Source organism: Paenarthrobacter sp. NEAU-H11, from assembly GCF_050573415.1.
Taxonomy (GTDB): Bacteria; Actinomycetota; Actinomycetes; order Actinomycetales; family Micrococcaceae; genus Arthrobacter.
On sequence record NZ_JBNZGA010000007.1, the window covers coordinates 47108 to 72318 of the forward strand.

General features: G+C 64.0%; 20 protein-coding genes. 7 read left to right on the forward strand and 13 right to left on the reverse strand.

Annotation, left to right across the window (positions count from 1 at the left end; translation table 11 throughout):
• Window positions 1-131 precede the first annotated feature (131 nt).
• The 5 genes from ACQ3DC_RS10610 to ACQ3DC_RS10630 form a co-directional block, all read right to left on the reverse strand.
• Window positions 132-1439 carry an MFS transporter gene (locus ACQ3DC_RS10610; RefSeq protein ID WP_430752193.1) on the reverse strand — a complete coding sequence of 436 codons (1308 nt, stop codon included), beginning with the start codon at window positions 1437-1439 and terminating at the stop codon, window positions 132-134.
• Window positions 1432-2889, reverse strand: coding sequence for an FGGY-family carbohydrate kinase (locus ACQ3DC_RS10615; protein ID WP_323057696.1), 1458 nt, complete (start codon window positions 2887-2889; stop codon window positions 1432-1434). Before ACQ3DC_RS10615 ends, ACQ3DC_RS10610 begins: the two co-directional genes overlap by 8 nt.
• A 27-nt stretch (window positions 2890-2916) precedes the next feature.
• Entirely contained in the window at window positions 2917-3705 is a 789-nt protein-coding gene (locus ACQ3DC_RS10620) for an SDR family oxidoreductase (protein ID WP_421093754.1), read from the reverse strand.
• A 99-nt stretch (window positions 3706-3804) separates the two neighbouring features.
• A complete protein-coding gene (locus tag ACQ3DC_RS10625) occupies window positions 3805-5262 on the reverse strand; it encodes an FAD-binding oxidoreductase (protein ID WP_430752194.1) in 1458 nt (485 codons plus the stop codon).
• 267 nt (window positions 5263-5529) lie between these two features.
• Window positions 5530-6135 (reverse strand): glycerol-3-phosphate responsive antiterminator, encoded by a 606-nt coding sequence (locus tag ACQ3DC_RS10630; RefSeq protein ID WP_197432426.1) that lies wholly within the window; start codon window positions 6133-6135, stop codon window positions 5530-5532.
• Window positions 6136-6351: 216 nt separating this feature from the next.
• Between ACQ3DC_RS10630 and ACQ3DC_RS10635 the strand changes: the two genes are divergently transcribed.
• Window positions 6352-7224: a hydroxymethylpyrimidine/phosphomethylpyrimidine kinase gene (locus ACQ3DC_RS10635; RefSeq protein ID WP_430752195.1), complete on the forward strand. Its 873-nt coding sequence runs from the start codon at window positions 6352-6354 to the stop codon at window positions 7222-7224.
• Window positions 7225-7375: 151 nt separating this feature from the next.
• Here the strand turns inward: ACQ3DC_RS10635 and ACQ3DC_RS10640 are convergent, their stop codons facing one another.
• Both ACQ3DC_RS10640 and ACQ3DC_RS10645 read right to left on the reverse strand, forming a co-directional pair.
• Window positions 7376-8650, reverse strand: coding sequence for a serpin family protein (locus ACQ3DC_RS10640; protein ID WP_430752269.1), 1275 nt, complete (start codon window positions 8648-8650; stop codon window positions 7376-7378).
• Window positions 8651-9005: 355 nt separating this feature from the next.
• Window positions 9006-10400 (reverse strand): MFS transporter, encoded by a 1395-nt coding sequence (locus tag ACQ3DC_RS10645; protein ID WP_321215284.1) that lies wholly within the window; start codon window positions 10398-10400, stop codon window positions 9006-9008.
• A 345-nt stretch (window positions 10401-10745) separates the two neighbouring features.
• Between ACQ3DC_RS10645 and ACQ3DC_RS10650 the strand changes: the two genes are divergently transcribed.
• Genes ACQ3DC_RS10650 through ACQ3DC_RS10660 form a run of 3 tightly spaced genes read left to right on the forward strand, consistent with a single transcriptional unit; the run spans window position 10746 to window position 13865 of the window.
• On the forward strand, window positions 10746-11414 hold the full coding sequence (locus ACQ3DC_RS10650) for a response regulator transcription factor (protein ID WP_430752196.1): 669 nt from the start codon (window positions 10746-10748) through the stop codon (window positions 11412-11414).
• Window positions 11411-12862, forward strand: a complete 1452-nt coding sequence (locus ACQ3DC_RS10655; protein WP_430752197.1) for a sensor histidine kinase — start codon at window positions 11411-11413, stop codon at window positions 12860-12862. The genes ACQ3DC_RS10650 and ACQ3DC_RS10655 overlap by 4 nt, the downstream gene beginning before the upstream one ends.
• On the forward strand, window positions 12855-13865 hold the full coding sequence (locus ACQ3DC_RS10660; protein WP_421093751.1) for a TAXI family TRAP transporter solute-binding subunit: 1011 nt from the start codon (window positions 12855-12857) through the stop codon (window positions 13863-13865). The genes ACQ3DC_RS10655 and ACQ3DC_RS10660 overlap by 8 nt, the downstream gene beginning before the upstream one ends.
• A 110-nt stretch (window positions 13866-13975) precedes the next feature.
• On the opposite strand, the gene ACQ3DC_RS10665 is transcribed toward ACQ3DC_RS10660, so the two are convergent.
• Window positions 13976-15490 carry an XRE family transcriptional regulator gene (locus tag ACQ3DC_RS10665; RefSeq protein WP_157239277.1) on the reverse strand — a complete coding sequence of 505 codons (1515 nt, stop codon included), beginning with the start codon at window positions 15488-15490 and terminating at the stop codon, window positions 13976-13978.
• A 149-nt stretch (window positions 15491-15639) separates the two neighbouring features.
• Here ACQ3DC_RS10665 and aceA point away from each other — a divergent pair, with 149 nt between their 5' ends.
• Together aceA and aceB are read left to right on the forward strand one after the other, a co-directional pair.
• Entirely contained in the window at window positions 15640-16971 is a 1332-nt protein-coding gene (gene aceA / locus ACQ3DC_RS10670; protein ID WP_430752198.1) for an isocitrate lyase, read from the forward strand.
• A gap of 226 nt (window positions 16972-17197) precedes the next feature.
• A complete protein-coding gene (gene aceB, locus ACQ3DC_RS10675; protein WP_430752199.1) occupies window positions 17198-18850 on the forward strand; it encodes a malate synthase A in 1653 nt (550 codons plus the stop codon).
• Between the two features lie 248 nt (window positions 18851-19098).
• On the opposite strand, the gene ACQ3DC_RS10680 is transcribed toward aceB, so the two are convergent.
• Window positions 19099-20292: a CynX/NimT family MFS transporter gene (locus ACQ3DC_RS10680; protein WP_321215279.1), complete on the reverse strand. Its 1194-nt coding sequence runs from the start codon at window positions 20290-20292 to the stop codon at window positions 19099-19101.
• Between the two features lie 141 nt (window positions 20293-20433).
• On the opposite strand from ACQ3DC_RS10680, the gene ACQ3DC_RS10685 reads away from it, so the two are divergent.
• Entirely contained in the window at window positions 20434-21393 is a 960-nt protein-coding gene (locus tag ACQ3DC_RS10685; protein WP_430752200.1) for a D-2-hydroxyacid dehydrogenase family protein, read from the forward strand.
• A gap of 86 nt (window positions 21394-21479) precedes the next feature.
• On the opposite strand, the gene ACQ3DC_RS10690 is transcribed toward ACQ3DC_RS10685, so the two are convergent.
• The 4 genes from ACQ3DC_RS10690 to ACQ3DC_RS10705 are packed head-to-tail and all read right to left on the reverse strand — an operon-like array spanning window position 21480 to window position 25122.
• Complete coding sequence (locus ACQ3DC_RS10690) at window positions 21480-22229, reverse strand: ThuA domain-containing protein (RefSeq protein ID WP_430752201.1); 750 nt, start codon at window positions 22227-22229, stop codon at window positions 21480-21482.
• Between the two features lies 1 nt (window position 22230).
• The gene (locus ACQ3DC_RS10695) at window positions 22231-23325 is read right to left on the reverse strand and encodes a Gfo/Idh/MocA family protein (protein WP_321215276.1); all 1095 of its coding nucleotides are present in this window, start codon (window positions 23323-23325) and stop codon (window positions 22231-22233) included.
• A gap of 46 nt (window positions 23326-23371) precedes the next feature.
• Window positions 23372-24268: a carbohydrate ABC transporter permease gene (locus tag ACQ3DC_RS10700; RefSeq protein ID WP_157239287.1), complete on the reverse strand. Its 897-nt coding sequence runs from the start codon at window positions 24266-24268 to the stop codon at window positions 23372-23374.
• The gene (locus ACQ3DC_RS10705) at window positions 24268-25122 is read right to left on the reverse strand and encodes a carbohydrate ABC transporter permease (protein ID WP_430752202.1); all 855 of its coding nucleotides are present in this window, start codon (window positions 25120-25122) and stop codon (window positions 24268-24270) included. Before ACQ3DC_RS10705 ends, ACQ3DC_RS10700 begins: the two co-directional genes overlap by 1 nt.
• Between the last annotated feature and the right edge of the window lie 89 nt (window positions 25123-25211).

Below are 25211 nucleotides of genomic sequence, written 5' to 3' on the forward strand. Positions count from 1 at the left end.
CCCCCGCGGCCCCCCCCCCCCTCGCCCGCGCGGCGCGTGAAACCCCCGCCCCCCCGCTTCCTGACCCGGTGACGGCGGGCTAACCGCAGGTTCCCCAAAACCTTTGGTTTATCGCCACTGGCAGGACCAAGCTAGCTGGCCGCCTGCAGCTCTTCGTCCGCGTTCGAACTCTCAAGGTCGTTGCGCCTCTTCATCAGAACCGCAAAGTAGCCGGCTGCCAGCGCCCCTACCAGACCGATGCCTCCGGTGACGGCAAAGAAGAAGTTGTTGGCGCCTGCCACGTTGTCGCCAAAGGCAGTGTAAATGGCGCTGCTGATCTGCGGAATAACAATGTCTGGAAGATAGCCGACAAATGAGATGATTCCGATCGCGATGCCGGTAGCGGCCACGGGTACGCGGCAATCATCCAGGAGGGACCAATAGATTCCACGAATTACGTACATGAACAGTCCCACCAGTACGACCAGGACGTAGACGGCGCCGACGCCCCAATTGCCGGGGATGAGAGCGAGTCCGATCAACCCCACAGCTGCAACGACCATGGAGATCGAAAGAACACGCGCTTTGCCGAACTTATCGGCAAGGTACCCGCCCCCGAAACCGCCGATGGGACGCATCCACAAAACGATGACAGTCACCACACCCGCGCTGACCGGGGTGACAGCATGATTGACGTCGAGGTAGCCCGAGAAGTAATAGTGGCCCCAAAACAGGGTGTACCCGCAGAACAAGACCACAGTCATGACCCACACTTCACGGATTTTCAAGATTCGTCTTACTGCGGCGATCGTCGACTCAGCGGGCTCGCTGACCAGGTCCGGCGTCTTACGCTCACTTTCCGACAACGCAAAGAAGACGAGTATCGCAACCACAACCAGAACCGCACAGTACATATACACCACGCCTTGGAACCCGGCTTTGGTGTTTTCGATGTTCGATCCGTTACCCACAAAGAATGCGAACACGCCTACCGCAATGCTGGCCAGAATGGCTTCGACTAAACCTCGCCCGCCGTCCAGGGCTCCAAAGTACTTGCCTTCCTCGCTCTTATCCGCCAGCAGGCTGACGGTCTTGAGAATCGCACTCCAGAAGGTGAAGACCGTGGCGAAGCCCCAGATCAGATACACGTATACGAGCATGGACTTATCGGGGATCTGCGCATAGTACAACCCGGTCGCTGCCGTGAGGAGCAGTGAGAATGTGATCAGGTACCTGACAGGGATCTTATCCGCCAGCCATCCACTGGGAATATAACCCACGACAAATATAATGCCGAGCATTGAGTAAAGCCCCGACAGTTCCGAATTGGACAGGCCAAAGACCTCTAGAATGGTCGACTCAAAGTTCTGGCGAAGGTATACGAGTGGATAAATGGATCCAGCGGCGAGAATAAGCAAAGCTAGCTGAATAATCTTCTTTGATTTGCCTACCTTAGGCATAAGAGGTGTCTCCTTGGTTGTCTAATAGGATGCGGTGGGTCTTTTCCAGGATGGCGTCTGTTTGGGCCGTGATCTCCGCCGAGACGGAGCGAAGTTGTTGATACAGCGCGACATTGGCGGGATTGGGTTCGAACCGATCCCTGCGCCGAACCATGTGCGAAGAAGCCTCATCAAAAGAGGGGTAGACACGGCAAGCCACCGCGACGCAGATCGCAGCGCCTAGGCCAGCCCCATCACGGACCACGTTTCTTTCAACCGGAATATTGAAAACGTCCGCGAAGATCTGCATGCAGAGATCGCTTTTTGAACCGCCGCCCGAAAGAACCAGTGTTTCGATGCTGGCTTCCCGTTCGGACAGCATCGCATCCATGTTCGTTTTCATTGTGAAGGCTATTGCTTCAAGGACGGCGCGGTACATATGCGCGTATCCATGACGTTCATCGAATCCGATGAACATCCCTTTCTTGTATGGCTTGTTGGGAGGTGCCAGCCAATCGAGGACACAGAGCAGGCCCTCACTGCCCGCGGGAACGGTTGATGCCAAGTCATTGAGGTATTCCTCGCTGCTCACGCCGGCCTTTCCGGCGGCGTGGGTTATTTCGGCCCCAAGCAGGTTTCGCAACCACGACACCGTCCACATTCCACGACGAATACCGGCACTTTCGTAGATATAGCGGTGTGGCTGGGACGCAAAATTCGAGAAGTAGCTCTTAGGTTCGGCCACAAAATCGTGTCCCAGGATCATGCCTGCAATGTAGGTCCCCAAGGACACCAGACCTGTCCCCTCGTCGCGGAGTCCGGAACCGAGAGCCTCGGCAGCTTTGTCGTTGGCTGTATGGACAACAGGGATACCCTGAGGGATTCCAGTGTCGGCGGCAAAACCGGCGTTGACGTACCCGCCAATTTCGCCAGGCATCTGCAGCCGATACAGCATGTTGTGCGGCACCTTGAACGAGTCGAATCGTCCCTGATCGCTGAACCAGTTCCAGGTTTGACCGTCCATTGGCCACGGGCCGATGTAGTTGGCCGCGGTGTCAGTGAACTCCCCTGTCAGCCGGGCCATCAGGTAGCCGGAGGCCGTGGTGACGTAAGCGACATCGTCGTTGCTGTGCTCATATGCCTCGGACAGTCGACGGTCCATCCAGCTTTGCACTGGTTCGGCAAGGGTGCCGTCGCTGCGAACCAGGGCGCGGCAGCACCGAATGGTGCATAAGCCGACGCCGATAATGTCGGCAGGGTTTCCGGTGAACGCCTTCATTACGCGGCTGGCTGCTGCGACGATCGAATCGTAGAGGTCATCGTTGGGATGTTCGGCGATGCCAGGCCCCGGCGTTGACATCGGTTCCAGGGACTGGCTTGCCTCACACACGATCCGTCCATGTGTATCAAAGATGACTACCTTCGAACTTTGCGATCCCCCGTCGAGTCCGATGATGTACTTGGTGGTCATGGTTCGTGTCCTAATCTGCTGAAGGTGTTAGCGCACCAGGTAGCCGCCGTCGACGCTCAGGATGTGACCATTGACGTAGTCAGATGCTCGGCTGGCAAGAAATACGGTCGCTCCCATGAGGTCTTGCGTCTGCCCCCAGCGGTTGGCGGGGATATGGTCCAGGACTCGCTGGTTGGTCTCCGGGTTTGCCCTGGTTGCCGTGGTCAGTTCGGTGGCGTAGTAGCCGGGCGCTATTCCATTGACCTGGATACCGAATTGCGCGAGTTCATCGCAGTAGGCTTTCGTGAATCCCGCGATGCCGTGCTTCGTTGCTGCGTAGGCTGGCGACCACTGGCCGCCAAGGAAAGTGAATACGGAGCAAATGTTGATGATCTTGCCGCTGCGCTGCGGGACCATGTGTTTGGCGCACTCATGTGACATCTCGAAGGCGGCGGTGAGGTTCAACGCCACCATTGGATCCCACTGTTCACGGGTGTATTCGAGGACGTCAGGCTCGTTGATGCTGCGGCCCGCGCAGTTGACCAGAATGTCGACGCTGCCGAATTCCGATATACAGGCGTCAACCACTTTTTTAGGGTTTCCGGCGACTGTGATATCCGACATGACGTACGCATATTTAGCTCCGGCAGCCTCCACCATGGCTCCCGTTGCGCCGTCGTCAGGCATGATGCTTGCCGCCAGAACATTCGCTCCAGCTTTCGCCAGCGCAAGGCTGAACGCCTGACCGAGCCCTGTGTTTCCTCCGGTGACAATGGCATTCATGCCTTTGAGTGAAAAGAAATCCATCTGGAAATCTGTGATGCTTGCTTCGGACACGTGCACTCCTTTGTGTGTCTTGAACCAGGCCCGGCTCGGCAAGGGTGTGGGCAGGACTGCACCCACCCTTGCCGCGCTGGCCGAGACTGTGCCTATACGTCAGAGCGGAAAAATGGTTCCGCGGTTCATGATGCCGTTTGGATCGAAGGCAGATTTAAGGGTCTCCAGCATGTAGAGCGACGACCCATATTCCTCGGCGAGGAAGTGCGTCCGATGCTTACCGACGCCGTGGTGGTGGCACATGGAACCACCATGTTTGAGCGTTTCCTCAACAATGATGTTTTGGATGGGGTCGTGGTAGGTGGTGCGTTCCTCAGTGGGATCCACGTCGATCTTGTAGTAGTAGACAAAGTACATGTTGGTGCCATTGAGGTAGCTGTGGCTCGAGTGGCCGCCCAGCAGGCTGAAATCTGCGGACACCTCTTTACGAATCCTGGCAATGGCGCTCTCGTAAATATCGTTAATGACGCTCCAGTTGCCGGAGACTTCTGTCGTGAAACCGTTGTTCAAGGTCTCGCGTATTTCGATTCTTTCCTCTTCGATCTTGGAAACGTCCCAATTCAGATTATTGAACCAATCTTCAATGAGAGAATCCTCGACACGTTCTGCTGAATCGAATGAGGAAACAATCTCTTCAATTGCGGCCCCAGTCGCATCCGCGATGCGCTTTGGCCCCTCGGCCATAAAGATCAATACGCAGCGGCCGTCGGAGAAATGCTTGAAGTGGTAGAGGCCGTCTTCTTTGTCATATAGCCGCGCGACCGAGGGGCGATACCCCTGGGTCACAACTTCCCGAAGGATTTCGAACCCGGTCTTCATATCGTTCAGGAGGTAGCCGTAGAACCTGTTGTTCTCGGGGTAGTAGCGGAAGATCTTGACGCTAACTTCAGTGATGAAGTTGAGTGCGCCTTCATTTCCGATGACCAGGTGTCGGATGTCCGGTCCGGCCGCGCGGCGCGGAACGTTTTTGATGCGGCAGATTTCGCCGTTGGGGAATACGGTCTCTACTCCGATCAACATGTCCTCGATGCCGCCGTAGAGAGTCGAGAACTGGCCGATGGAACGGGTGGCAACGAGTCCGCCGAACTGGGCGAGAGGCTTCGACTGCGGCGAATGTCCCGTGGTATAGCCGATTGCTCGGAGCTCATTTTCGAGGTCCTCCAGGCAGACACCGCACTGGACAGTCGCAATCATGTTGTCGGTATCAATGTTGATGATCTCGTTCATGGTCGACCCATCGAGCACGATGGAGTTTTCGACCACTGTTTCGAGACCGCCTTCTGTTGCCGACCCTCCGGTCTTTGGCACGACGTTCACGCCATATTCGTTGGCGAATTTCAGAACTGCGGAAACTTCCTCAGGGGTGCTGGGTCGTACCACCGCTGCCGGCAAAGGCAGCGAGTATATTCCGAACACGTTCTCGACTTTGTAGTACCTGTCCACACTGTTTTCTTTCAGTGTCTGCTCGTCGGTTATCACTCGCGCACGGCCAAGGATGTCGATGTAGGCATTCACGATTTCTTCGCGCGTTAGGGTTGTCAATTTAGCTGATTCCATTCGTTCTAGCGGTATCGGTTTGCTTTGGCTCTTGCACTGCCTGCCCTGCAGGCGGAAGGCACAAAAAAAGAGAACAGCAATCCCCTGATATTTGGGGTCGCTGTTCTCTAGTGTTTAGCAACTGTCATTGGCTTGCGCCGTGACCGTTATTTAGTTTTTGGTTGTGAGAGAGCGTAGCACAGGGACGCGGACCTGGCCAGAGGGAGGCTGGTGGGCCTGGACACCGCTGACGTGAGGAGTCCTGACTTGAACCAGAATACCGGCAGCCTACATCAGCCATACATCGCGGTTGGACGACGCAACTGCTGTGGCGCCAGCACCCAGGGCACCAATGACGTCTTCCTTGTCGCACACCAGTCCCCCCGCGATAAGGGGGAGATCAGTGTCTTCACGGATCCAGGAGATGACCCGGGGCATGCACCCTGGCAGGATCTCGATGGCGTCCGCTCCGGACAGGCTGACCTGCTTCGGCAGATTGTTGTAGCTGAAGGAATCGATGAGGAAGAGACGATGGATTGCCAGGAGTCCCGCGGTCTTTGCAGCCCGGACTATGACGGCCTTTGAGCTTAGGACTCCGTCCGCCCGCGTGTTCGCCTTGAGGAAATCGACGACAACCGGCTTGCTGGAAAAACCGTCAAGCAGATCAACATCGACGAATACAGTCTTTCCTGCAGCTTTCAGGGTCTCCACGATTCGGCGAATGCTCATAACAGACCCAAAGAGCACAAAAACTACTGGGCAGTGAACGCCCAGGACCGCTCGTAGCCCGTCCTCATCCTTGATGCTTGGGATCACGGGGTGATCTGTCAGCACTGCGGTAATCCGTGCTGAAGCTCCAGTCGCACGGCCGCGCTTCGTCGTTGATTCTGCCACTGCTTTTCTCCTGTGCTAAAAGAACCCATCCATGACGAGCCCCCCTACCGAATGGTACGCCTTTGGACAGGCCTGGCAATGCTCGCCTCTGGCCCGCCCCCTCGGGGTATGGACGGGCTGTTCCCTGGCCGCGGGGCAGCTACGTTTGCAGTACGGCCTGTCGTCGCTGTACAGCGGCACAAAGACGCGGCCGACGGCGGATGGCAGGATGGTGCCATGACTTCCCTTTCCGTTGCCGCACCCCGGCCCGTCACAGCTCCCGCAGTCGTCCTGACCATCGCAGGCTCCGAAGCAACCGGCGGCGCCGGCGCCCAGGCGGACCTGAAAACCTTCCAGGAACTCGGCGTCTTTGGCATCGCCAACCTCACGTGCATCGTTTCGTTCAACCCGAACGACAGCTGGAACCACCGGTTCGTACCGGTGGACCAGCAGGTGATCGCGGACCAACTGGAGGCGACGACGGCCGCGTACGGTCCGTCGTCGTCCGCTCCTTCGGAGCCCGGACGTCCGGTGCTGGACACGGTGAAGATCGGCATGCTGGGCAGTCCCGCCACCATCGCCACAGTCGCTGATGCCCTGGCCGCCGGCCGGTTCGAAAACGTGGTCCTGGACCCGGTGCTGATCTGCAAGGGCCAGGAGCCCGGGCACGCCCTGGACACGGACCAGGCGCTGAAGGCGCAGATCCTTCCGCTGGCCACCTTTGTCACGCCGAACCACTTCGAGGCCGAGTCGCTGTCCGGCCTGGATATCACGGACGTAGAGTCCCTCAAGGCCGCCGCCATCCGCATCTATGAGCTCAGCGGCGCCGCCGTGCTCGCCAAGGGCGGGGTGCGGCTGGAAGGCCCGGACGCCGTCGACGTCTTCTATGACGGCGAGACCCTTGAGGTCCTCAGCGCGCCCAAGGTGGGTGAGCTGGCGGTTTCCGGTGCCGGCTGCTCGCTGGCCGCGGCTGTGACGGCGGAACTCGCCAAGGGCGCCACGCCGCTGGAGGCTGCCCGGACGGCCAAGGAATTCGTCACGGCGGGCATCCGCAACCGCGTGGCGTCAGGCGCCCCGTTCGATGCCCTGTGGCAGGGCGGAGCCCGCTAACCGCCACCCCGCCCCGGACCCTCTCTCACTTAATGCACGTTTTTCCGCAACCCTCTTGCACCTAGTGCGAGAGGATTCAGGATTTTCCCGCATTAGCTGATAGAGCGTCTGAGGTCGGGGACGGTGGAGAGGGCAGGCCCGGGGCGCGCGCTCACCTGGGATCGGCCACGGTTCCCATAAACAACGGCAGTCCGGTTTCAACGTGGACGATCTGGTAGTGGAACGGCCGGTCGAACTCGATGGTCCGCTCAGGCTGCGGCGGGGCGCTGGTGGCCATTCCGTTGATCTGGGTTACCGCGGCGGCAATGGTGCCCTTTTCGGCCACGGTGATGTTGGCAGCCTGGGCGGCCTGGGTGATCATCATCTGCGGCTGGATGTTGTTGAAGTCCTCCGTGGTGCCGAGCATGTTCTCCAGTCCCAGCGCCCCGAAGACCTTGCGGAGGTCAAAACTGGACCTGTGGTCCCAGCGCGGCAGCTGGATCTGGACTGATTCGGGCCGGGCAATATCGAACGTGTCCGCGATTTCCGTCAGTTTCTCCGCGTCGAAGGCCGCTCGGGCGCGACTGTCACGGGAAGCGGCCGTGCCGTCGGGAGCGGCCGTCTCCGCGGGCAGGACCAGCCGCATGACGAAACCGTCGGCGTAGGGAAGGTCCACACCCTGCCAGCCGGCACCTTCCGCATATTTCATCGTGAGTTCGTTGTGCATGGCAGGCACCGCGATTTCCTCGCCCGCGGCTGTCGTGAACGGCAGGTCGGAGGTGGCGTTCGGATCGAACGGTGCGCTCCAGGCGGCGGCGAAGTACAGCGAGTTGAGCAGGCTGAAGGTATTGTCGGGGTCGCATTCCGCCGGGGCCTCCTTGATCCGGCCGCCGGTGTTCCTGCTCACCCACGCATCTATGGCGGGCTTCGTTGCTTCTTCGTCGCTGAAATCCACGGGATACACCCCCGATCCATAGTGCCGGGCCAGTGTGTCCAGGAAGGACCGCCCGGTAGGCACGTCCTTGTCGACGAAAAGCCCGTTGGCGGAGTGCATGACCGGTTTCCGCGGCGGGTTGTCCTCATCCACTGCGCCGGGGTCGCCATCGAACTTTTCCAGCGAGCGGAGGACCGAGTTCATGGCCTCGTCGCGCTTCTCAAGGGGGAATTGCAGGACGCTGTCCATCTCGGCCGCGGTCCCGCCGGTGGCACCCGCGCGCAGCATGGCGAGGGCAATCAGCAGGCTCCCGGGCGAGGACACGACGTTCCCGTTGGCGCCGTCGCCGCCGTCGGCCAGCAGCGCCTCGCCGAGGACGAACGCGGAAGCCCGGAAGGAGCGCAGCTCAGCGGCGTAGTCCGCGCGGTCCACCGAAACCCGCTCGACGCCGTCGGCCGTGAGGAGTTCCGGGGCCGGCGGCCGGGCCGGCGCCGCACACCCCGCCAGTCCCATCAAGGCACCCAGCGCAATTATCCGCTGAAAACGAAACACCTCTGTTGCCTCCCCTGGCATGCCAAAGGCGGGAATCCGCCTCCTCCCAGTGAAACAGCGACGGCGGCGCGTGACGATGCCGGCAGGGTCACGCTTTGCATTCGTTTTGGTCTCGCTCGGCTCGCGGGACCGCGCCGGACCCTCTCTCACTTAACGGTGGAAAACCCGGGACCCTCTCTCACTTTCCTGAAGAAAGTGAGAGAGGGTCGAAGGAAAATCCACATCAGGTGATAGAGCGTCGTGGCGTGGCGGGCGGACGACGGCGGGCGGGCACCCGCCGTCGTCATCAGTCCTGCCGCGGGTGCGCCTCCGGGAGCTAGACGCCCAGGAGGTCCTTGTCCTTGTCGCCGTCCTTGCGCTCCTGCACCCACGCGTGGCCCTGTTCCTGGTCCAGGTGGGTTGCCTTCTTGTTCTTCAGCGCAAAGATGTACACCAGCAGCGACAGGGCAATGGCCACGGTGACGTAGGTGAAGAACAGGTCAACCCGCTCGGCCTTCTGGAAGGCTGCGCCGATGAGTGGAACAGTCCCGCCGAACAGCGAGTTGGCGATCGCGTAACCCAGGCCGACGCCAAGGGCACGGATCGAGGCCGGGAACAGCTCGGCTTTCACCAGTGCGTTGATGGAGGTGTAGCCGCCCACGATCACCAGGCCACCCATCATCAGCAGGAAGGCGGTAAAGGGATCCTTGGTGTTGGACAGGGTGGAGAGCAGCGGCCAGGTGAACAGGACGCCGGTGATGCCGAACCACAGGAGCAGCGGCTTGCGGCCCACCTTGTCCGAAATCATGCCGTACACGGGCTGCAGGAGCATGAAGATGAACAGCGCCCAGAAGTTGATCACCGAGGTATCGGTCTTGGCGATGCCGGAGGTATCGTTCATGAACTTCAGGATGAAGTTGGTGTAGGTGTAGAAGGCCACGGTGCCGCCGAGCGTGACACCGATGCAGACCAGCAGCGGCTTCCAATACTGCGTGAACAGCAGCTTCATGGTGCCGGGCTGGGCAACTCCCGCTTCGGCCGGGGTCCTTGCAGCCTGCACCTGCTCCTCCGAAACGGTCTCTTCCATAGAGCGCCGGAGCCAGAGGACCACGAGCGCCGCGACGCCGCCCAGCGCGAACGGGATCCGCCAGCCCCACTCCGTGAGGTCATCCTTGGGCATGGCATTTTGCAGGATCACCAGGACCAGAAGGGCCAGCATCTGCCCGCCGATCAGGGTGACGTACTGGAAGCTGGAGAAGAAGCCGCGCCGCCTGGACGTGGCAGCCTCGGACATGTAGGTGGCACTGGTGCCGTACTCGCCGCCCACGGAGAAGCCCTGGACCAGGCGGATCAGGATCAGCAGGATCAATGCCCAGACGCCCACCTGCTCGGTGGTGGGCAGGACGGCGATGGCGAATGACCCCGCGGACATCAGGGTCACGCTGAGGGTCAGCGCTGCCTTGCGGCCGTTGCGGTCGGCGTACCGGCCGAAGAACCAGGCGCCGATGGGCCGCATGAGGAACGACGTCGAGAAGACGGCCATCGCTTCCAGGCCCGCCTGGAGGTCGTCCTTCGAGTTGAAGAAGTGGGACTGGAAGTAGGCGGCGAAGACCGTGTAGACGTACAGGTCATACCACTCCACCAGATTGCCGGCAGAGCCCTTGAGGATGTTGCTGACCGCCCGTCGGGTCTCGGCCGACTCACTCACTGCCGCGGTTTGCTGGGTGCTCATCGCTGAACCTTCCTTGGCTGCGCGGCCCCGGCTATGCGCCCTGGCCCGACTTTCGTGCTGTCCATGGCAGCATTGCTCATGGTTCCTCCTCGACGTTGAACGTCCCCTGGAAGCCCGGGGACCCCACCAAAGCTATTGGTGAGCCAGCGCACAGCCCAAGCGAAATCCGAATTCCTAACACTTCCTTAGGTTTTCCCCGCGGGCAGCGGGTCCAAGGCCGCGGTGCCGGGCAGTGCGACCGCCCCGGGCCGGGCGGAAAACAAGCGAACGGGGTAACCTCCAAAGGCGGGCAGGGGAAATCGCGCCCCTGAAAACGGAAGCCGCCCAACGGAACAGGAACTGGCAATGGATGTGCTGATCGTCGAGGACGACGACGCCATGGCATCCGCCCTCGGGGCGGCCGTGGTTTCCGCCGGGCATGCGTCGGCCAGGGTTTCCCGGGGCTCCGACGCACTCCTGGAGCACCGGCGCTTCGGCGTGATCCTGCTGGACCTGGGGCTTCCTGACATGGACGGCCTTGAGGTGCTCCGGAAGCTTCGGCAGGTCACGGACGTTCCCATCCTGATCCTCACTACGCGCGACGACGAACGGAGCGTGGTCCTTGGCCTCCGTTCCGGGGCCGATGACTACCTCGTCAAGCCCGTAAAGCTCGTGGAGCTCCTGGCCCGGATCGAAGCCGTCACCCGGCGGGCGGGCCGCGCTCCAGGCAACACGCAGCGGCGGATCGTGCTGGGGGAACTCGAGGTGGACCTCGAACGCCGCCTGGCAGTACTCGGCGCACAGGTACTCCCCCTGACCGCCACGGAATTCGACCTGCTGGCCCTACTGGCCAGCCATGCAGGGTCAGTAGTGACCCGCGAACAGATCCTGGACGCACTGTGGGGCGATGCGTTCCTGGCCTCCTCGCGGTCACTTGACGTGCACCTGACCGGGCTGAGGTCCAAACTGCAGCTGCCGGGGTTCATCATCAACGTGCGCGGGGTCGGCTATAGGGTCGAGGCGGACCCTGCGTGAAGCTCCGTGTCCTCGGGATCCTGAGCATCCTCTCCGTCCTCCTGGTGCTCATCGCGTCCAATGCCCTCCTGGCCTCCGCCAGCCGGGAACTCACGCAGGAACTCCAGATCAACCGGGCCACTGCCCTAAACAGGCTGGCGCAGGTTGCGTTCGACGCCGGCACTGAGGGAGGTGATTCCACCCAGTTGCAGGCCGAAATGGACAGGTACTCGGAGCTCTACGCCGAAGGAGTCCTGGTCCGGCTCCAGCAGGGCACCCTGCGCTCCGGCGGCCTGAGCGAGGACCGGGCAGATGTGCGGAATGCCTTGGCCAGGGCCAGCCTGAACCTCAGTGACACCACACTGGCGCCGCTTCAGCCGTTCGGCACGGGCTCCGAGGTGATTTCCCGCTCGTTTGGAAGCGCCAGCCAGGTACTCGGAGCAGCGGTCCTGGAAGTCAACCAGGACGCTGCCCGGCAGAAACTCCGCGAACGCTGGCTCGGCGTCGGACTGGCCGCGGCGGCACTCATGGCGATGCTCCTCATCGGCGCGTCCCGGGTGACCCGCTGGGTGCTGCGCCCTGTCCACCGGCTCAATGCCGCCGTCGCCGAACTGGAAACCACCGGCCGCAGCAGCCGGCTGCCGGAGGAAGGGCCGCCCGAGCTGAGGGCCCTGAGCCGTTCCTTCACTGCGATGGCACAAAGCGTCAGTGACAGCATCGAAGCGCAGCGCCAACTCATTGCGGACACCTCCCATGAACTGCGCAACCCTGTTGGTGCGCTCCGGCTGCGCGTCGACTTGCTCCAGCTGGAATTGAAGACCGCCCGGGAAAAGGCAGCTGCATCCGCCGTCGAGACTGAGCTCGAAAGGGTCGAGGAGATCCTTGACGGCGTCCTCAAACTCGCCGCCGCCGAACACCGGGCCTTCGAGGATTCCGCCGGCCCACCCGGCGGCGCGCCTTCGCGGCGAGATCGGGGGCCCATTGATCCAGTCCCTGTCCTGCAGGAAGAGGCCGAACGTGCAGGACCTGCCGCGCGACGTGCCGGCGCCTCCATCCATTTCGACAGAACGTCCGGGCAGCCTGCGCTGATTGCCTGCGATGCGGGGGACCTTGCGCAGATGGCCGGGGAACTGCTGAACAACGCGGTCAAATATGCCGGCCGCGCCCGGATATCGGTTGCCGTCCGTAACCTCGGCGCCACCGTGATGATCGAAGTGTCCGACGACGGGCCCGGGCTCTCGTCCGAGGAAAGGGCATCTGCCACCCAGCGGTTTTGGCGTTCACCGAAGCACCGGGACGTGCGCGGAAACGGCCTGGGCATGACCATCGTCGAAAAGCTGGCCGCGGCCAATGGTGGACGCCTGCTGCTCCGCGAGGCGCACCCGCACGGCCTGGCGGCGTTCCTGGAGTTTCCCCGGGTCCCCAAAAGCGGTCCGGACGCCACGGGGCAGGTGGCTCCGCATGCCTGACTTTCGCTTCAGACCGCCGTCGAGACGCGAAGTCCTCAGGGCCGGTGCTGCCGCAGGGCTCGCGGGACTGCTGCCACCGGCGCTGGCGGCCTGCACCCCGGCGGACAGCCCCGACGCCGTTACCGTTGCGGGCGGCGAACCGGGCGGCTTCTACCTGGAGTTCGCCACCCTGCTTGCCGCGTCCCTGCAGCGCCATGGGGTGGCCCGGCAGGCCACGGCCCTGACCACGGGGGGCAGCCTGGACAACCTCGGACAGCTCATTGCCGGGAAAGCCACGTTCGCCGTCGCCCTCGCTGATGCCGCCGCGCAGAGGGAAGCCGGGAAGAACACGTCCGACGCCGGCATTACGGCTCTCGGGCGGGTGTACGAAAACTACGTCCATTGCGTGGTCCGGAAGGCCAGCGGGATCCGGGGCATCGGGGAGCTGGCCGGCAGGACGGTGGCTGTGGGCGAGCCGGGTTCGGGGACGTCCCTCACCACTCCCCGCCTCCTTGAGGCCGCGGGGCTTGGTTCCGTCGCTGCCGGCGGCGCCGGAGCTGCCGGGCAAGCCGTCACCGTTCTGAACCTGGGCCTCAATGACGGCCTCGCGGCACTGCGTGCGGGGTCAGTGGACGCCCTGTTCTGGTCCGGGGGCGTTCCCACGGCCGCCATCTCTGCTGCCCATGACGACGTGGGTCTTAACTTCCTCGATCTTTCCCTGTTGTTGCCGGCGCTGCGGTCCAGGTACGGCGTCTTTTATGACCGGGTCCTGATCCCGGCGGGCGCCTACGGGGGTGTCCCTGCCGTCTGGACAGTGGGGGTGACCAACCTGCTGCTGTGCCGGAGCGACCTGGACGCCCGCACCGTGAAAAGAACCGTGGAACTGCTGGTGGGCCATGCGGAGGAGCTCATCCCCCGCTCGAGCCTGGGAGTTCAGTTCCTGAGCCCGGATTCCCTGATCAACACGGCCGGCATTCCGTTGCACCCGGCAGCGGCGGACGCTTACCGCGAGCTGCACGGGTGACCCGATCCTCTCTCACTTAATGCTGGAAAACCCGGGACGCTCGCTCACTTTCCTGAAGAGAGTGATAGAGCGTCCGAGGAAAATCCACATCAAGTGAGAGAGCGTTCGGGTCACGTTCCCGAGTGCGCCTGAAGGAAGCTGTACACCTCGGTTTCGTCGACGCCGGGGAAGGCGCCGGGCGGCATGGCCGCCAGCAGGTGCGAATGGGCCCGGGCGGAGGGCCAGGCGTTGCCGGCCCACTGCGAGGCGAGCTCGGCCGGCGGCCGTTTGCAGCAGTTCGGGTCGGGGCAGGTGGACTTGGCCCGCGCGGTGGTTTCCCGTCCGCGGAACCATTTGACGTGCTGGTACGGCACGCCGATGCTGAGCGAAAACTCGCCGCTGGCTGAACGTTCGGTGCGGGCGGTGCACCAGTACGTCCCGGATGGCGTGTCGGTGTACTGGCTGTAGGCGCTGAACTTGTCCGGAACGTCGAACACTGCGCGGGAAGTCCAGGCCTTGCACGACGGCTGGCCCTCGATGGCGCCGGTGTGGTCCTGCGGGAACGCCACGCCGTCGTTCTCGTATGCCTTGTAGATGATTCCGCTCTGGTGCGTCTTCTGGAAATGGGTGGTGATGCCCAGGTGCTGCGTGGCAAGGTTCGTGAACCGGTGGGCTGCCGTTTCATAGGACACGGCAAAAGCGTCCCTGATGTCCTCGACGGCGATTTCCTTGGCGGCCTTCGCCTTCTGCAGGAATTCCAGGGTTGCCTTTTCCGGCAGCAGGAGCGCTGCGGCAAAATAGTTCGTTGCCACGCGCTGGGCCAGGAAGTCGCCGTAGTTCTTCGGGGTTTCGTGTCCCAGCACGTAGTGGCCCAGGGCCTGCAGCAGGACCGACCGGGGGTCGTGGTCCTGGCGCTGGTTCTGGGTCAGGTAAATTCTGCGGTTCTTCAAATCGGTCACGGAACGGGTGGAATGCGGCAGGTCACCCACGTGGTGCAGGGTGAATCCGAGGTTCTCGGCGATGTCCGCGATGACGTGCTGGCTGAGCGGACCGGTGGTGTAGCCAACGCCTTTGAGGACCTTCTGCGCCTCGGCCTCGTACTCCGGAAAATAGTTGCCGCGCTCGCGCATCATTGCCCGCAGTTCACCGTTCGCCCGGCGCGCTTCCTCGGGGGTGGCCACCTGCTCGTTCATCTTGCGCTCCAGCTCATGCAGCAGCCCCACCTGGGCCTCCAGCACGTCCATCGGAAGCCGCGAGCTGATGCGGATTTTGGGCAGGTCCAGCGTCTCGTAGAGCGGACTGCGCTGGTAGCGTTCGAGCTCGATCTCCAAGGCGGCCCGGCGGCTGGGAGGCTCGGCACCGAGCAGCTGGTCGATGCTGACGTTGAGGGCGGACGCCAAGTGCTGCAGGAGCCCGAGCTTCGGTTCCCGCTTGCCGTTCTCGATCAGGCTCAACTGGCTGGGCGCAGTACCGACGGCGGCGCTGAGGTTATCGAGCGTCAGTCCAGCCTGCTTGCGCAGATGGCGCACGCGGCGGCCAAGGCTGATGACGTCCAGTCCGGCAGACGCGGCGGACGGGGTGGGCGGCGCGGCTTCGCGGTTCCAGCTTCCAGGCGACATTTCTAAAGAATACGTGAAGAAGTGCATTTCTTTCCATCATTTATCTCTAGTAAGCCTCTTGGAAGTGCGGAAAAGTAAGTGTCACGGAAAGAAACACCGCACCGGAAAAGCCGGTGGGAACCTCAACGGCGAGGTTCCCACCTACCCCATCCGGAGCTCAATCAAGGAGATCAACGATGACTGCAGCATTTGAGCCCACCCAGCAGACGCCCGAACAGCAGGCCGCCGCCCTGGAGCTCGAGTGGGCCGCCAACCCCCGCTGGGAAGGTGTGACCCGGGACTACTCAGCTTCCGACGTCGTCCGTCTCCGCGGCCGCGTCTCCGAGGAGCACACGTTGGCCCGCCGCGGTTCGGAGAAGCTGTGGAAGCAGCTCACCGAGGAGCACAAGACCGGCGGATACACCAACGCCCTGGGCGCGTTGACCGGCAACCAGGCCGTGCAGCAGGTCAAGGCCGGGTTGCGGGCCATCTACCTTTCCGGCTGGCAGGTCGCAGCCGACGCGAACAACTCCGGCCACACCTACCCGGACCAGTCGCTTTACCCGGCCAACTCGGTCCCGACGGTGGTGCGCCGGATCAACAACGCCCTGCTCCGGGCCGACCAGATCGAGTTCTCCGAGGGCATCCGGACGGTCGAGGACTGGCTGGTCCCGATCGTTGCGGACGCGGAGGCCGGTTTCGGCGGCCCGCTGAACGCCTACGAGCTGATGAAGTCCATGATCCAGGCCGGCGCCGCGGGTGTTCACTGGGAGGACCAGCTCGCCTCGGAAAAGAAGTGCGGCCACCTCGGCGGCAAGGTCCTGATCCCGACCCAGCAGCACGTCCGGACCCTGAACGCGGCCCGTCTCGCCGCGGACGTCGCCGGCACCCCGTCGGTGGTCATTGCCCGCACCGACGCCGAGGCCGCCACCCTGATCACCTCCGACGTCGACGAACGCGACCAGGAATTCATCCTCCGCGAGGGCGGACAGCCGGTCCGCACCCCGGAAGGCTTCTACAAGGTCCGCAACGGCATCGAACCCTGCATCGCCCGCGCCAAGGCCTACGCCCCTTACTCGGACCTGATCTGGATGGAAACCGGCACCCCGGACCTGGAACTGGCCCGCACGTTCGCCGAAGCCGTCAAGGCCGAGTTCCCGGACCAGATGCTCTCCTACAACTGCTCGCCGTCGTTCAACTGGCGCAAGCACCTGGACGACGCCACGATCGCGAAATTCCAGCGTGAACTCGGCGCCATGGGCTTCACGTTCCAGTTCATCACCCTGGCCGGCTTCCACGCCCTGAACTACTCGATGTTCGACCTCGCCCACGGCTACGCCCGTGAAGGCATGAGCGCCTACGTCGAGCTCCAGGAAAAGGAATTCGCCTCCGAATCCCGCGGCTACACCGCAACCAAGCACCAGCGCGAAGTCGGCACCGGCTACTTCGACGACATCGCCACCGCGCTCAACCCGAACGCATCCACCCTCGCCCTGGTCGGATCGACCGAAGAGGGCCAGTTCCACTAAAACTTAGCGTTCGACGGCGGTTCGGTCGCCTTCGCCTTCGGACCGGCAATGCTCTGCCTGCTATCCCCATGCCCGCCCCAATGACCTCGTAGAACTCGGTCGGGGGCGGGCATAGGGCCCCTTTTACGCAGGCTGCCGCGACACCGGCTCCTTCGGCCTCGTGCCTCAGTCGCCACCCTGCCGCTACCCGCCGTCGAACTTCCCTTTCGTCTTTAAGGAGACTGAAATGAACAGCTTCACCGACTCTTTTACGATCAATGGCATCACCCTGACCGCCCAGCCGATCTGCCGGCAGAACGAGGTGCTCACCCCGGACGCTTTGGAGTTTGTGGCCAGGCTGCACCGGGCGACGGCGGCCCGGCGGCAGGAACTGCTGCAGGCCCGCCGGACCCGGCGGGCGGAGATCGCTGCCGGGCAGGACCCGCGGTTCCTCCGCGAGACCGAGCACATCCGCAACGACCCCTCCTGGCGCGTCGCTCCCCCCGCCCCCGGCCTGGAAGACCGCCGCGTGGAAATCACCGGCCCGGTGGACCAGAAGATGACCATCAACGCCCTGAACTCCGGCGCCAAGGTCTGGCTCGCTGACATGGAAGACTCCTCCACCCCCACCTGGCGGAACGTCATCAAGGGCCAGCTGAACCTCACCGACGCCCTGGAACGGCGCATCGACTTCACCTCCCCCGAAGGCAAGGAATACAAGCTCCGCCCCGCCGGCGACCTGCCCACCGTCGTGGTCCGCCCCCGCGGCTGGCACCTGCCCGAAAAGCACATGCTCATCGACGGCGAACCGGTCGCCGGCGGCATCGTGGACTTCGGCCTGTTCTTCTTCCACAACGCCCGCCGCCTCCTCGCCCAGGGCAAAGGCCCGTACTTCTACCTGCCCAAGATCGAAAACCACCTCGAAGCCCGGCTCTGGAACGACATCTTCATCCTCGCCCAGGACCTCCTCGGCATCCCCCAGGGCACCATCCGCGCCACCGTGCTCATCGAAACCATCACCGCCGCGTTCGAAATGGAAGAAATCCTCTACGAACTCCGCGACCACGCCGCGGGCCTGAACGCCGGCCGCTGGGACTACATCTTCTCCCTCATCAAGAACTTCCGCACCCGCGGCCCCCGCTTCGTCCTCCCGGACCGCGGCCAGGTCACCATGACGCAGCCGTTCATGCGCGCCTACACCGAACAACTCGTCCGCGCCTGCCACAAACGCGGCGCCATGGCCATCGGCGGCATGGCCGCAGCCGTCCCCAACCGCAAGGACGAAGCCGCCAACACCAACGCCCTCGAAAAGGTCCGTGCGGACAAGACCCGCGAGGCCAACGACGGCTTCGACGGCTCCTGGGTGGCCCACCCGGACCTGGTGCCCGTCTGCCGCGAGGTGTTCGACGGCATCCTGGGCAGCAAGCCCAACCAGCTGGACCGCACCCGCGAGGACGTCACCCCCGACGACCGGGCCCTCATCAACGTCGCCGCGACCACCGGCACCATCACCGAACAGGGCATCCGGAACAACATCGAAGTGGGCATCCGCTACATCGAATCCTGGCTCCGCGGCAACGGCGCAGTAGCCATCCACAACCTCATGGAAGACGCCGCCACCGCCGAAATCTCCCGCTCCCAGCTCTGGCAATGGATCTACGCCCGCGCCATCACCGACCACGGCGAAATCGTCACCCACCACTGGATCGAGGAACTCCTCGACGAGGAATTCGCCCGGCTCGAACGCTTCGACGGCGACCGCTTCGAAGACGCCCGCGACATCTTCGAAGAAGTCACCCTGGCCCGGGACTTCCCGTCCTTCCTCACCCTCCCCGCCTACGCCCGCTACCTGACCGAAGCCCGCGAAAAGGCCACCGCCGAAGAACTCGCGGCAGCGTAGGTTCGAACAAGACTTCCGTCCGCCGGGCCGGCACGCCCTCCGCAACAGGCACCTCCGAAAGCCGGAGGGCCGGCCCGGCGACGGAGCACCTCCCTTACGTTTCCCGATCGCTCTCTCACTTGATGCGGGAAACCCCGGATCGCTCTCTCACTTTTCTTAGGAAAGTGAGAGAGCGATTCACTATTTCCCGCGTTAAGTGAGAGAGCGTCGGAAGGCACGGAGAGCTTACGACGACGGCGCCGCCCGCCTCAGCGGTTCTTCGGCACCTTCCGCACGGAAAGGGTGGTGGTCAGGAAGAACGTCAGCACCGACGCCAGGATCAACAGCATGGGCACGGTCCAGGAACCGGTCAGCCCGTGCAGGTACCCCAGCAGCGGAGGAGCGGCCGCACCGATTGCATAACCGGCGCCTTGGACGACGGCGGACATCTTCCCTGCCGACGCCTGGTCCCGCGCGATCTTGATGATGGCGATGAAGATCAACGTGATGCCGCCACCCTGGGCTACGCCGCCCAGGGAGCACCAAAGCCACCACCATTCGGGGGCCAGCAGCAGGCCCAAGGGGACCGTCAGCCACATCAGGCCAAGGGCCACGGCCACCGTAGTCGTACGGGCAAACCGCGCCGCCAGTGGCACACCCAGGCTGCCGGCGATCGCGAGGATCTGGAACAGCGAGGATCCGGCACCGGCCGCGGCAGGGGCCATTCCCAGCTCGTCGGCCAGGATCTTCGGCAGCCAGGCGGTTACCCCGTAATAGGAGAAGGCCTGTCCAGCGAAGCCGGCCGTCAGGCCGGCCGTGGTCCACCGCGCACCGTCGACCGGCGGCAACCGCGTGCCCTTGCCGTCGTCGGGGGCAATGAAGAAGGCGCGGCGCACGCCCACGGCGAGGGTCCAGAAAACTACCGCCACCACCGCCAGGACGGCAACCGATCCCAGCGCGAACCGCCAGCCGGCCAGGCTGGCCAGCGGTGCCGTGGCCACCGAGGTCAGGAACGAGCCGATGTTCAACGCCGCGGTGTAGATGCCCATCGCGGTCCCCTGCCGGGCCCGCCCGAAATCGCGGCGGATGATCAGCGGCACCGCGATGTTGCCCACCGTGATGGCCAGGCCAATCAGCACCGTCCCGGCCACAACCAGCACGGGCCCTCCCGCCGAACGCACCAGGACGCCGGCCAGCACGCCGAGGATGGTCAGCGTCACCGCGAACTCGGCACCGAATTTCCTCGCGGCCAGGGAGGCCAGCGGAGCGGCAAGGGAGAAGCACAGCACCGGGATGCTGGTCAGGAGCCCCAACACGACCGGCGAGAAGTTGAGTTCCGCCTGCATCAGGTCCACTACGGGGGCGACCGCCACAAAAGGGCCCCGCAGGTTCAGGGCCAGCAGGCCTATGCAGGCCAGCAGGATCCAGCTGTTGGGAATGCGGGCGAGGATCCGGCCGTTCACGGGGCCAGGAACCGGTTTGGGGGTGGTTTCATCACTCCCATTGCTATCACGCCGGAAGTGGCAGGGGTTCCAGGAAAGGCCAGGACCCGCTGCCTTACGATGAACATCACGCCAAGGTTACCCGGGACGAAGGACAACGCCATGAAGCACCGCCTCGCCATCCTCGACGACTACCAGGGCGTGGCCCATGGTTTTGCCGACTGGGCTGCCCTGGAAGCCGAGGGCGTCGCCACCATGACCTTCCGTGAACCCTTCGCCTCGCCGGAGGCCCTGGTGTCCGCGCTGGCGGATGTGACCATGGTGGTGGCCATGCGCGAGCGGACCGCCTTTCCGCGGGAGGTGCTGGAAAAACTTCCAAATCTCCAGCTCCTGGTGACCACCGGCATGGCGAATGCCGCCGTGGATGTGGCCGCCGCTGCCGAGCAGGGCATCACCGTTTGCGGCACACCGGGCTCCCCCGCCGCCGCCCCCGAACTGACGTGGGCCCTGCTGCTGGCCCTCGCCAGGAACCTGCCGGCCGAAGAGAACTCCCTGCGTGCAGGCTCCTGGCAGACCACCGTTGGCTTCGAGCTGGCCGGTAAGACCCTGGGCGTGGTGGGCCTTGGCAAGATTGGCCGACGGATCGCGGCGTACGGGCAGGCCTTTGGAATGGAGGTCCTGGCCTGGAGCCAGAACCTGACGGCCGCGGCAGCGGAGGAGGCCGGCGCCCGCCTGGTGTCCAAGGAGGAACTCTTCCGGCTCTCGGACGTTGCCACGCTCCACCTGCGGCTCTCCGAACGCTCGGAAAACATTGTGGCCGAGCCGGAACTCCGGCTGCTGGGACCTGAGGGCATCCTGGTGAATACCGCCCGGGGGCCCCTGGTCAACCAGGACGCCCTGCTGAAGGCCCTCGCCGAAGGCTGGATCCGCGGGGCGGCGCTGGATGTGTTCGACCAGGAACCGCTGCAGGCGGGGCACCCTCTGCTCGCGGCGCCCAACACCGTGTTGTCTCCGCACCTCGGCTACGTCACGCGGGAAAGCTACCGGCAGTTCTACGGCGGGGCTTTCGAGGACGTCACGGCCTGGCTGGCGGGCGCGCCTGTCCGCACGCTCACGCCTTAGCCCCCGCGCCCCGGGGACGGAAACGACGACGGCGGCCCGGCCATCTAAAGGCAACCGGTCCGCCGTCGGACTTCTTTGGCAGTGCCTCAGGCGTCCCCGAGGTACCAGCCGCGCCGGGCGTTAGCCACCCCGGGTTGCTCGCGGAAGACGTCCGGCTGGGCGGCCCAGCGGACGCCGTTGGCCAGCACCTGCCGGATTTCAGCCTGGTGGTAAACCGGGTAGTCCTGGTCGCCGGGGCTGAAATAGAAAATCCGGCCCTTGCCGCGGGTGAAGGTCACGCCGGAGCGGAACACCTCGCCGCCTTCAAAGGAGCTGATGAAGATGAGGTCGTCCGGGTCCGGAATGTCAAAGAGTTCGCCGTACATCTCCTGTTTGGGAATGATCAGCGGATTGGGAACGCCCTGCGCGATGGGGTGGGACGGTTTGACCGTCCACACTGTCTCGCGTTCACCGTCGTTGCGCCACTTGAGCGAGCAGGTGGTGCCCAGGAGCCGGGTGAAGATCTTGGCGAAGTGGCCGGAGTGGAGGACCAGCAGGCCCATTCCGCCCAGGACGTGGCGCTGCACCCGATCCACGACGTCGTCACTGACCTCGGCGTGGGCTTTGTGTCCCCACCACAGGAGGACGTCCGTTCCCGCCAGCGCCTCCTCGCTGAGTCCGTGCTCGGGGTCCGCAAGGGTTGCGGTGGCCACCTGCGAATCCGGCAGGTGTCCGCGCAGGCCCGCGGCAATGGCGCCGTGGATCCCGTCCGGGTACATCTCCGCCATGGAGGCTGGCGTATTCTGCGCCTCGTGGACGCCCTCGTTCCAGACCAGGATGTTGAGTTTGTCCGTCATGTCAGAGCGCAACTTCCCGGTGTTCGAGTGCGGACCGGTAGCAGGCGTCCAGGACCAGGGCCCGGCTGAGGGCCACCGAGCCGTCATGCGCGCCCCACGCCTCCGGGCCGCCGCGGACGGCGTTGACGAAGTCCTCGACGACGGCGTCGTGGGCGCGGCCGGGCTCAGCCACCACCTCGTAGTCGGCGTTTTCGCCGTCCTTCTCCTTGAAGATCCTCAGGTCCGCAACCGGTGCCATCGAAGCGCCTACAGCGCGCAGTTCGGCGCCGCCGTCGGTCCCGTACACGGTGAAGTCCAGGAGGTCCTTCTCTTCGCGGTAGGCCGCCCAGCCCGCCTCGAGGATGAGCGTGCCGCCGCCTTCGAGCCGGATGAACGCGGTGGCGAAATCCTCCACCTCGAATTTGTGGCTGGACTTCATCGCCGAGTAGCGGGCGTTGCCGCCCAGTCCGCGCGGGCCCAGTTCGGAGTGGGTGGCGGCGGAGACGGACAGGACCTTGGGTTCCCCCAGCAGGTGCAGGGAGTAGTCCAGCACGTGCACGCCGATGTCGGCCAGCGGACCGCCGCCGGCCAGCTCCGGATTGGTGAACCAGCTGCCCAGCATGGGGATGCCGGAGCGCCGGAGCCACGAGGCCTTCGCGTAGTACGGCCGGCCGAGCTCACCGTCGTCGATGATGCCCTTCAGCTTCTGGATGTCGCCGCGGCGGCGGTGGTTGAAGGCGACGTCCAGCACGCGGCCGGCCTTGCGTGCGGCGTCCACCATCGCCTGGCCTTCGACGCCGTTGCGCGCCAGCGGCTTTTCGCTCAGGACGTGCAGCCCCTTTTCCAAAGCCGCGATGGCGATGGGTGCGTGCAGGAAGGTGGGCACGGCCACGCTGACGGCGTCCAGCCCCTCCATGTCGATCAGGTCCTCCCAGCGGGCGAACGTGTGCGGGATGCCGTACTCGTCCTTCAGGTTGGCCAGGAGGTCCGCCTCCATGGCAGCGACCGCTACGAGTTCCACGCCATCCATGCCCTTGTAGGCCTTGATGTGCTGCTGGCCGGCCCATCCGATGCCAACCACCCCCACCTTCAGGGTTTCCGGCTGCTGATTGCTCACAGGTAGATCCTTCTCTTTTTCGTGCGATGGAAATGGGGTTGGGAAGTCAGCCCTTGACGGCCCCGGCGGTCATGCCCGAGACAATCCTCTTCTGGCAGACCAGGACCAGGATGACAAGGGGCAGTGTGATCAGGACGGACGCGGCGCTGATGGTGCCCATGGGCTGGTCGAACTCGCTGGCACCGTTGAAGAAGGCAATGGCAACCGGGACCGGGCGCGCGTCCGGCGACGTCGTCAGCGTGACGGCCAGGAGGAACTCGTTCCAGACGGAGATGAACACCAGGATGGCCGTGGTGGCCAGGCCCGGCACCGCAAGCGGCAGGATCACCTTTCGGAAAGCCTGGAAAGGGGAAGCTCCGTCCATGTACGCGGATTCCTCCAGCTCCCGCGGGATTTCCCGGAAGAAGGACGTCAGGGTGTAAATGGCCAGCGGCAGAGCGAAGGTCATCTTGGGGATGATGAGGCCGACGAGGGTGTCGTAGAGCCCGATCTCCCGCCAGATCGCGAACATGGGCGCTGCGATGGCGATCGCCGGAAAAGTGGTCACGGACAGGATCAGCGTCAGGATCAGCGCCTTCCGGCGCATCTTGAGCCGGGCCAGGGCGTAAGCGGCAAAGGATGCGAACACCAGCGCCAGCGTGGTGGTGACGACGGCGATAATCACCGAGTTCCGCAGCGCCAGCAGGAATTCGGCGTTCTGGAGGACCGTCAGGTAGTTATCCAGCGAGGGTTCGGCGGGGAACAGTTCCCCCTTGCCCAGGCTGGCGCCTTTCTTCAGGGACGTATTGACCAGCCAGTAGAACGGAACCAGCGAGAAGGCCATGACGGCCAGGACGAAGAGCCACGTCAGCGGGTGAAGTTTGGCTTCCCCCCGCAAACGTCGGCGAGGTGCCCTGGACCTGGCCGACGTATCGGCGGGACGTTCGGCAAGCAGCGTACCCATCAGTTCTCCTTGGCGACGGCGCGGATGTTGCTGCCTGCGAAGCGGATATAGACCATGGAGACCACCATGACCGTCAGGAACGTCAGGATGGACAGCGCTGAGCCCTCACCCACCAGTCGGTTTTCCCGCAGCTCCTTGTAGGCAAGCATCGACATTGATTCGGTACCGTTGGCGCCGCGGGTCAGGACGAACGGCAGGTCGAAGACGCGCAGGGAATCCATAGTGCGGAAGATCGCCGCCAGGACAATCGCGGGCTTCAGCAGGGGCAGGGTGACATCCCGGAAGGTCTGCCATTTGCTGGCGCCGTCCAGTTCAGCCGCCTCGTAGGTCTCATCCGGAATGACCTGCAGGCCGGCCAGGATGATGAGCGCCGCGAAGGGAGTGGTCTTCCAGACGTCAGCCAGGACAACCACGGCCATGGCGTAGCCAGGTTCACCCAGCCAGACGATGTCGCCGGCGGGCAGGCCCAGGCCGGAAAGGACCGTGGTCACCAGCCCCAGGTTTGGTTCGAACATGGTCTCCCAGGTGATGGCGCTGACCACTGTGACGATCGCGTACGGCAGCAGCACGATGGTGCGGAGCAGCGCACGGCCCCGGAAGGCAAGGTTCAGCAGCAGGGCCATGGCCGTTCCCAGCACCAGTTCCAGCGACACCGAGAGCCCGGCGAAGAGGAAGGTCTGGCCGAAGGCCGCCCACCATTCCTTGCTCGCCAATGCCGCGATGTAGTTATCGAGGCCGACGAAGCGGGACAGGCCGGCCTGGCGGACGCTGTACTGGTTCAGCGAGAGCCACAGTGCGTAGCCGATGGGCACAGCGGCCACCAGGGCCATCAGGATGAGGGACGGTGCCGTCATCCTGATGGCCAGGCGGCGTTCTGCCCGGTCGTGGGGGGGGGGGGGGGGGGGGGGGGGGGGGGGCGGGGGGGGGGGGGGGGGGGGGCGGG

What these genes read in the sequence shown, in the direction of transcription:
- ACQ3DC_RS10610 (WP_430752193.1), bottom strand. Translation starts at nt 1,439, where the DNA reads ATGCCTAAGGTAGGCAAATCAAAGAAGATTATTCAGCTAGCTTTGCTT.
- ACQ3DC_RS10660 (WP_421093751.1), top strand. Translation starts at nt 12,855, where the DNA reads ATGCCTGACTTTCGCTTCAGACCGCCGTCGAGACGCGAAGTCCTCAGG.
- aceA (WP_430752198.1), top strand. Translation starts at nt 15,640, where the DNA reads ATGACTGCAGCATTTGAGCCCACCCAGCAGACGCCCGAACAGCAGGCC.
- ACQ3DC_RS10645 (WP_321215284.1), bottom strand. Translation starts at nt 10,400, where the DNA reads ATGAGCACCCAGCAAACCGCGGCAGTGAGTGAGTCGGCCGAGACCCGA.
- ACQ3DC_RS10700 (WP_157239287.1), bottom strand. Translation starts at nt 24,268, where the DNA reads ATGGGTACGCTGCTTGCCGAACGTCCCGCCGATACGTCGGCCAGGTCC.
- ACQ3DC_RS10705 (WP_430752202.1), bottom strand. Translation starts at nt 25,122, where the DNA reads ATGACGGCACCGTCCCTCATCCTGATGGCCCTGGTGGCCGCTGTGCCC.
- ACQ3DC_RS10650 (WP_430752196.1), top strand. Translation starts at nt 10,746, where the DNA reads ATGGATGTGCTGATCGTCGAGGACGACGACGCCATGGCATCCGCCCTC.
- ACQ3DC_RS10690 (WP_430752201.1), bottom strand. Translation starts at nt 22,229, where the DNA reads ATGACGGACAAACTCAACATCCTGGTCTGGAACGAGGGCGTCCACGAG.
- ACQ3DC_RS10625 (WP_430752194.1), bottom strand. Translation starts at nt 5,262, where the DNA reads ATGGAATCAGCTAAATTGACAACCCTAACGCGCGAAGAAATCGTGAAT.
- aceB (WP_430752199.1), top strand. Translation starts at nt 17,198, where the DNA reads ATGAACAGCTTCACCGACTCTTTTACGATCAATGGCATCACCCTGACC.
- ACQ3DC_RS10685 (WP_430752200.1), top strand. Translation starts at nt 20,434, where the DNA reads ATGAAGCACCGCCTCGCCATCCTCGACGACTACCAGGGCGTGGCCCAT.
- ACQ3DC_RS10640 (WP_430752269.1), bottom strand. Translation starts at nt 8,650, where the DNA reads ATGGGACTGGCGGGGTGTGCGGCGCCGGCCCGGCCGCCGGCCCCGGAA.
- ACQ3DC_RS10665 (WP_157239277.1), bottom strand. Translation starts at nt 15,490, where the DNA reads ATGCACTTCTTCACGTATTCTTTAGAAATGTCGCCTGGAAGCTGGAAC.
- ACQ3DC_RS10635 (WP_430752195.1), top strand. Translation starts at nt 6,352, where the DNA reads ATGACTTCCCTTTCCGTTGCCGCACCCCGGCCCGTCACAGCTCCCGCA.
- ACQ3DC_RS10615 (WP_323057696.1), bottom strand. Translation starts at nt 2,889, where the DNA reads ATGACCACCAAGTACATCATCGGACTCGACGGGGGATCGCAAAGTTCG.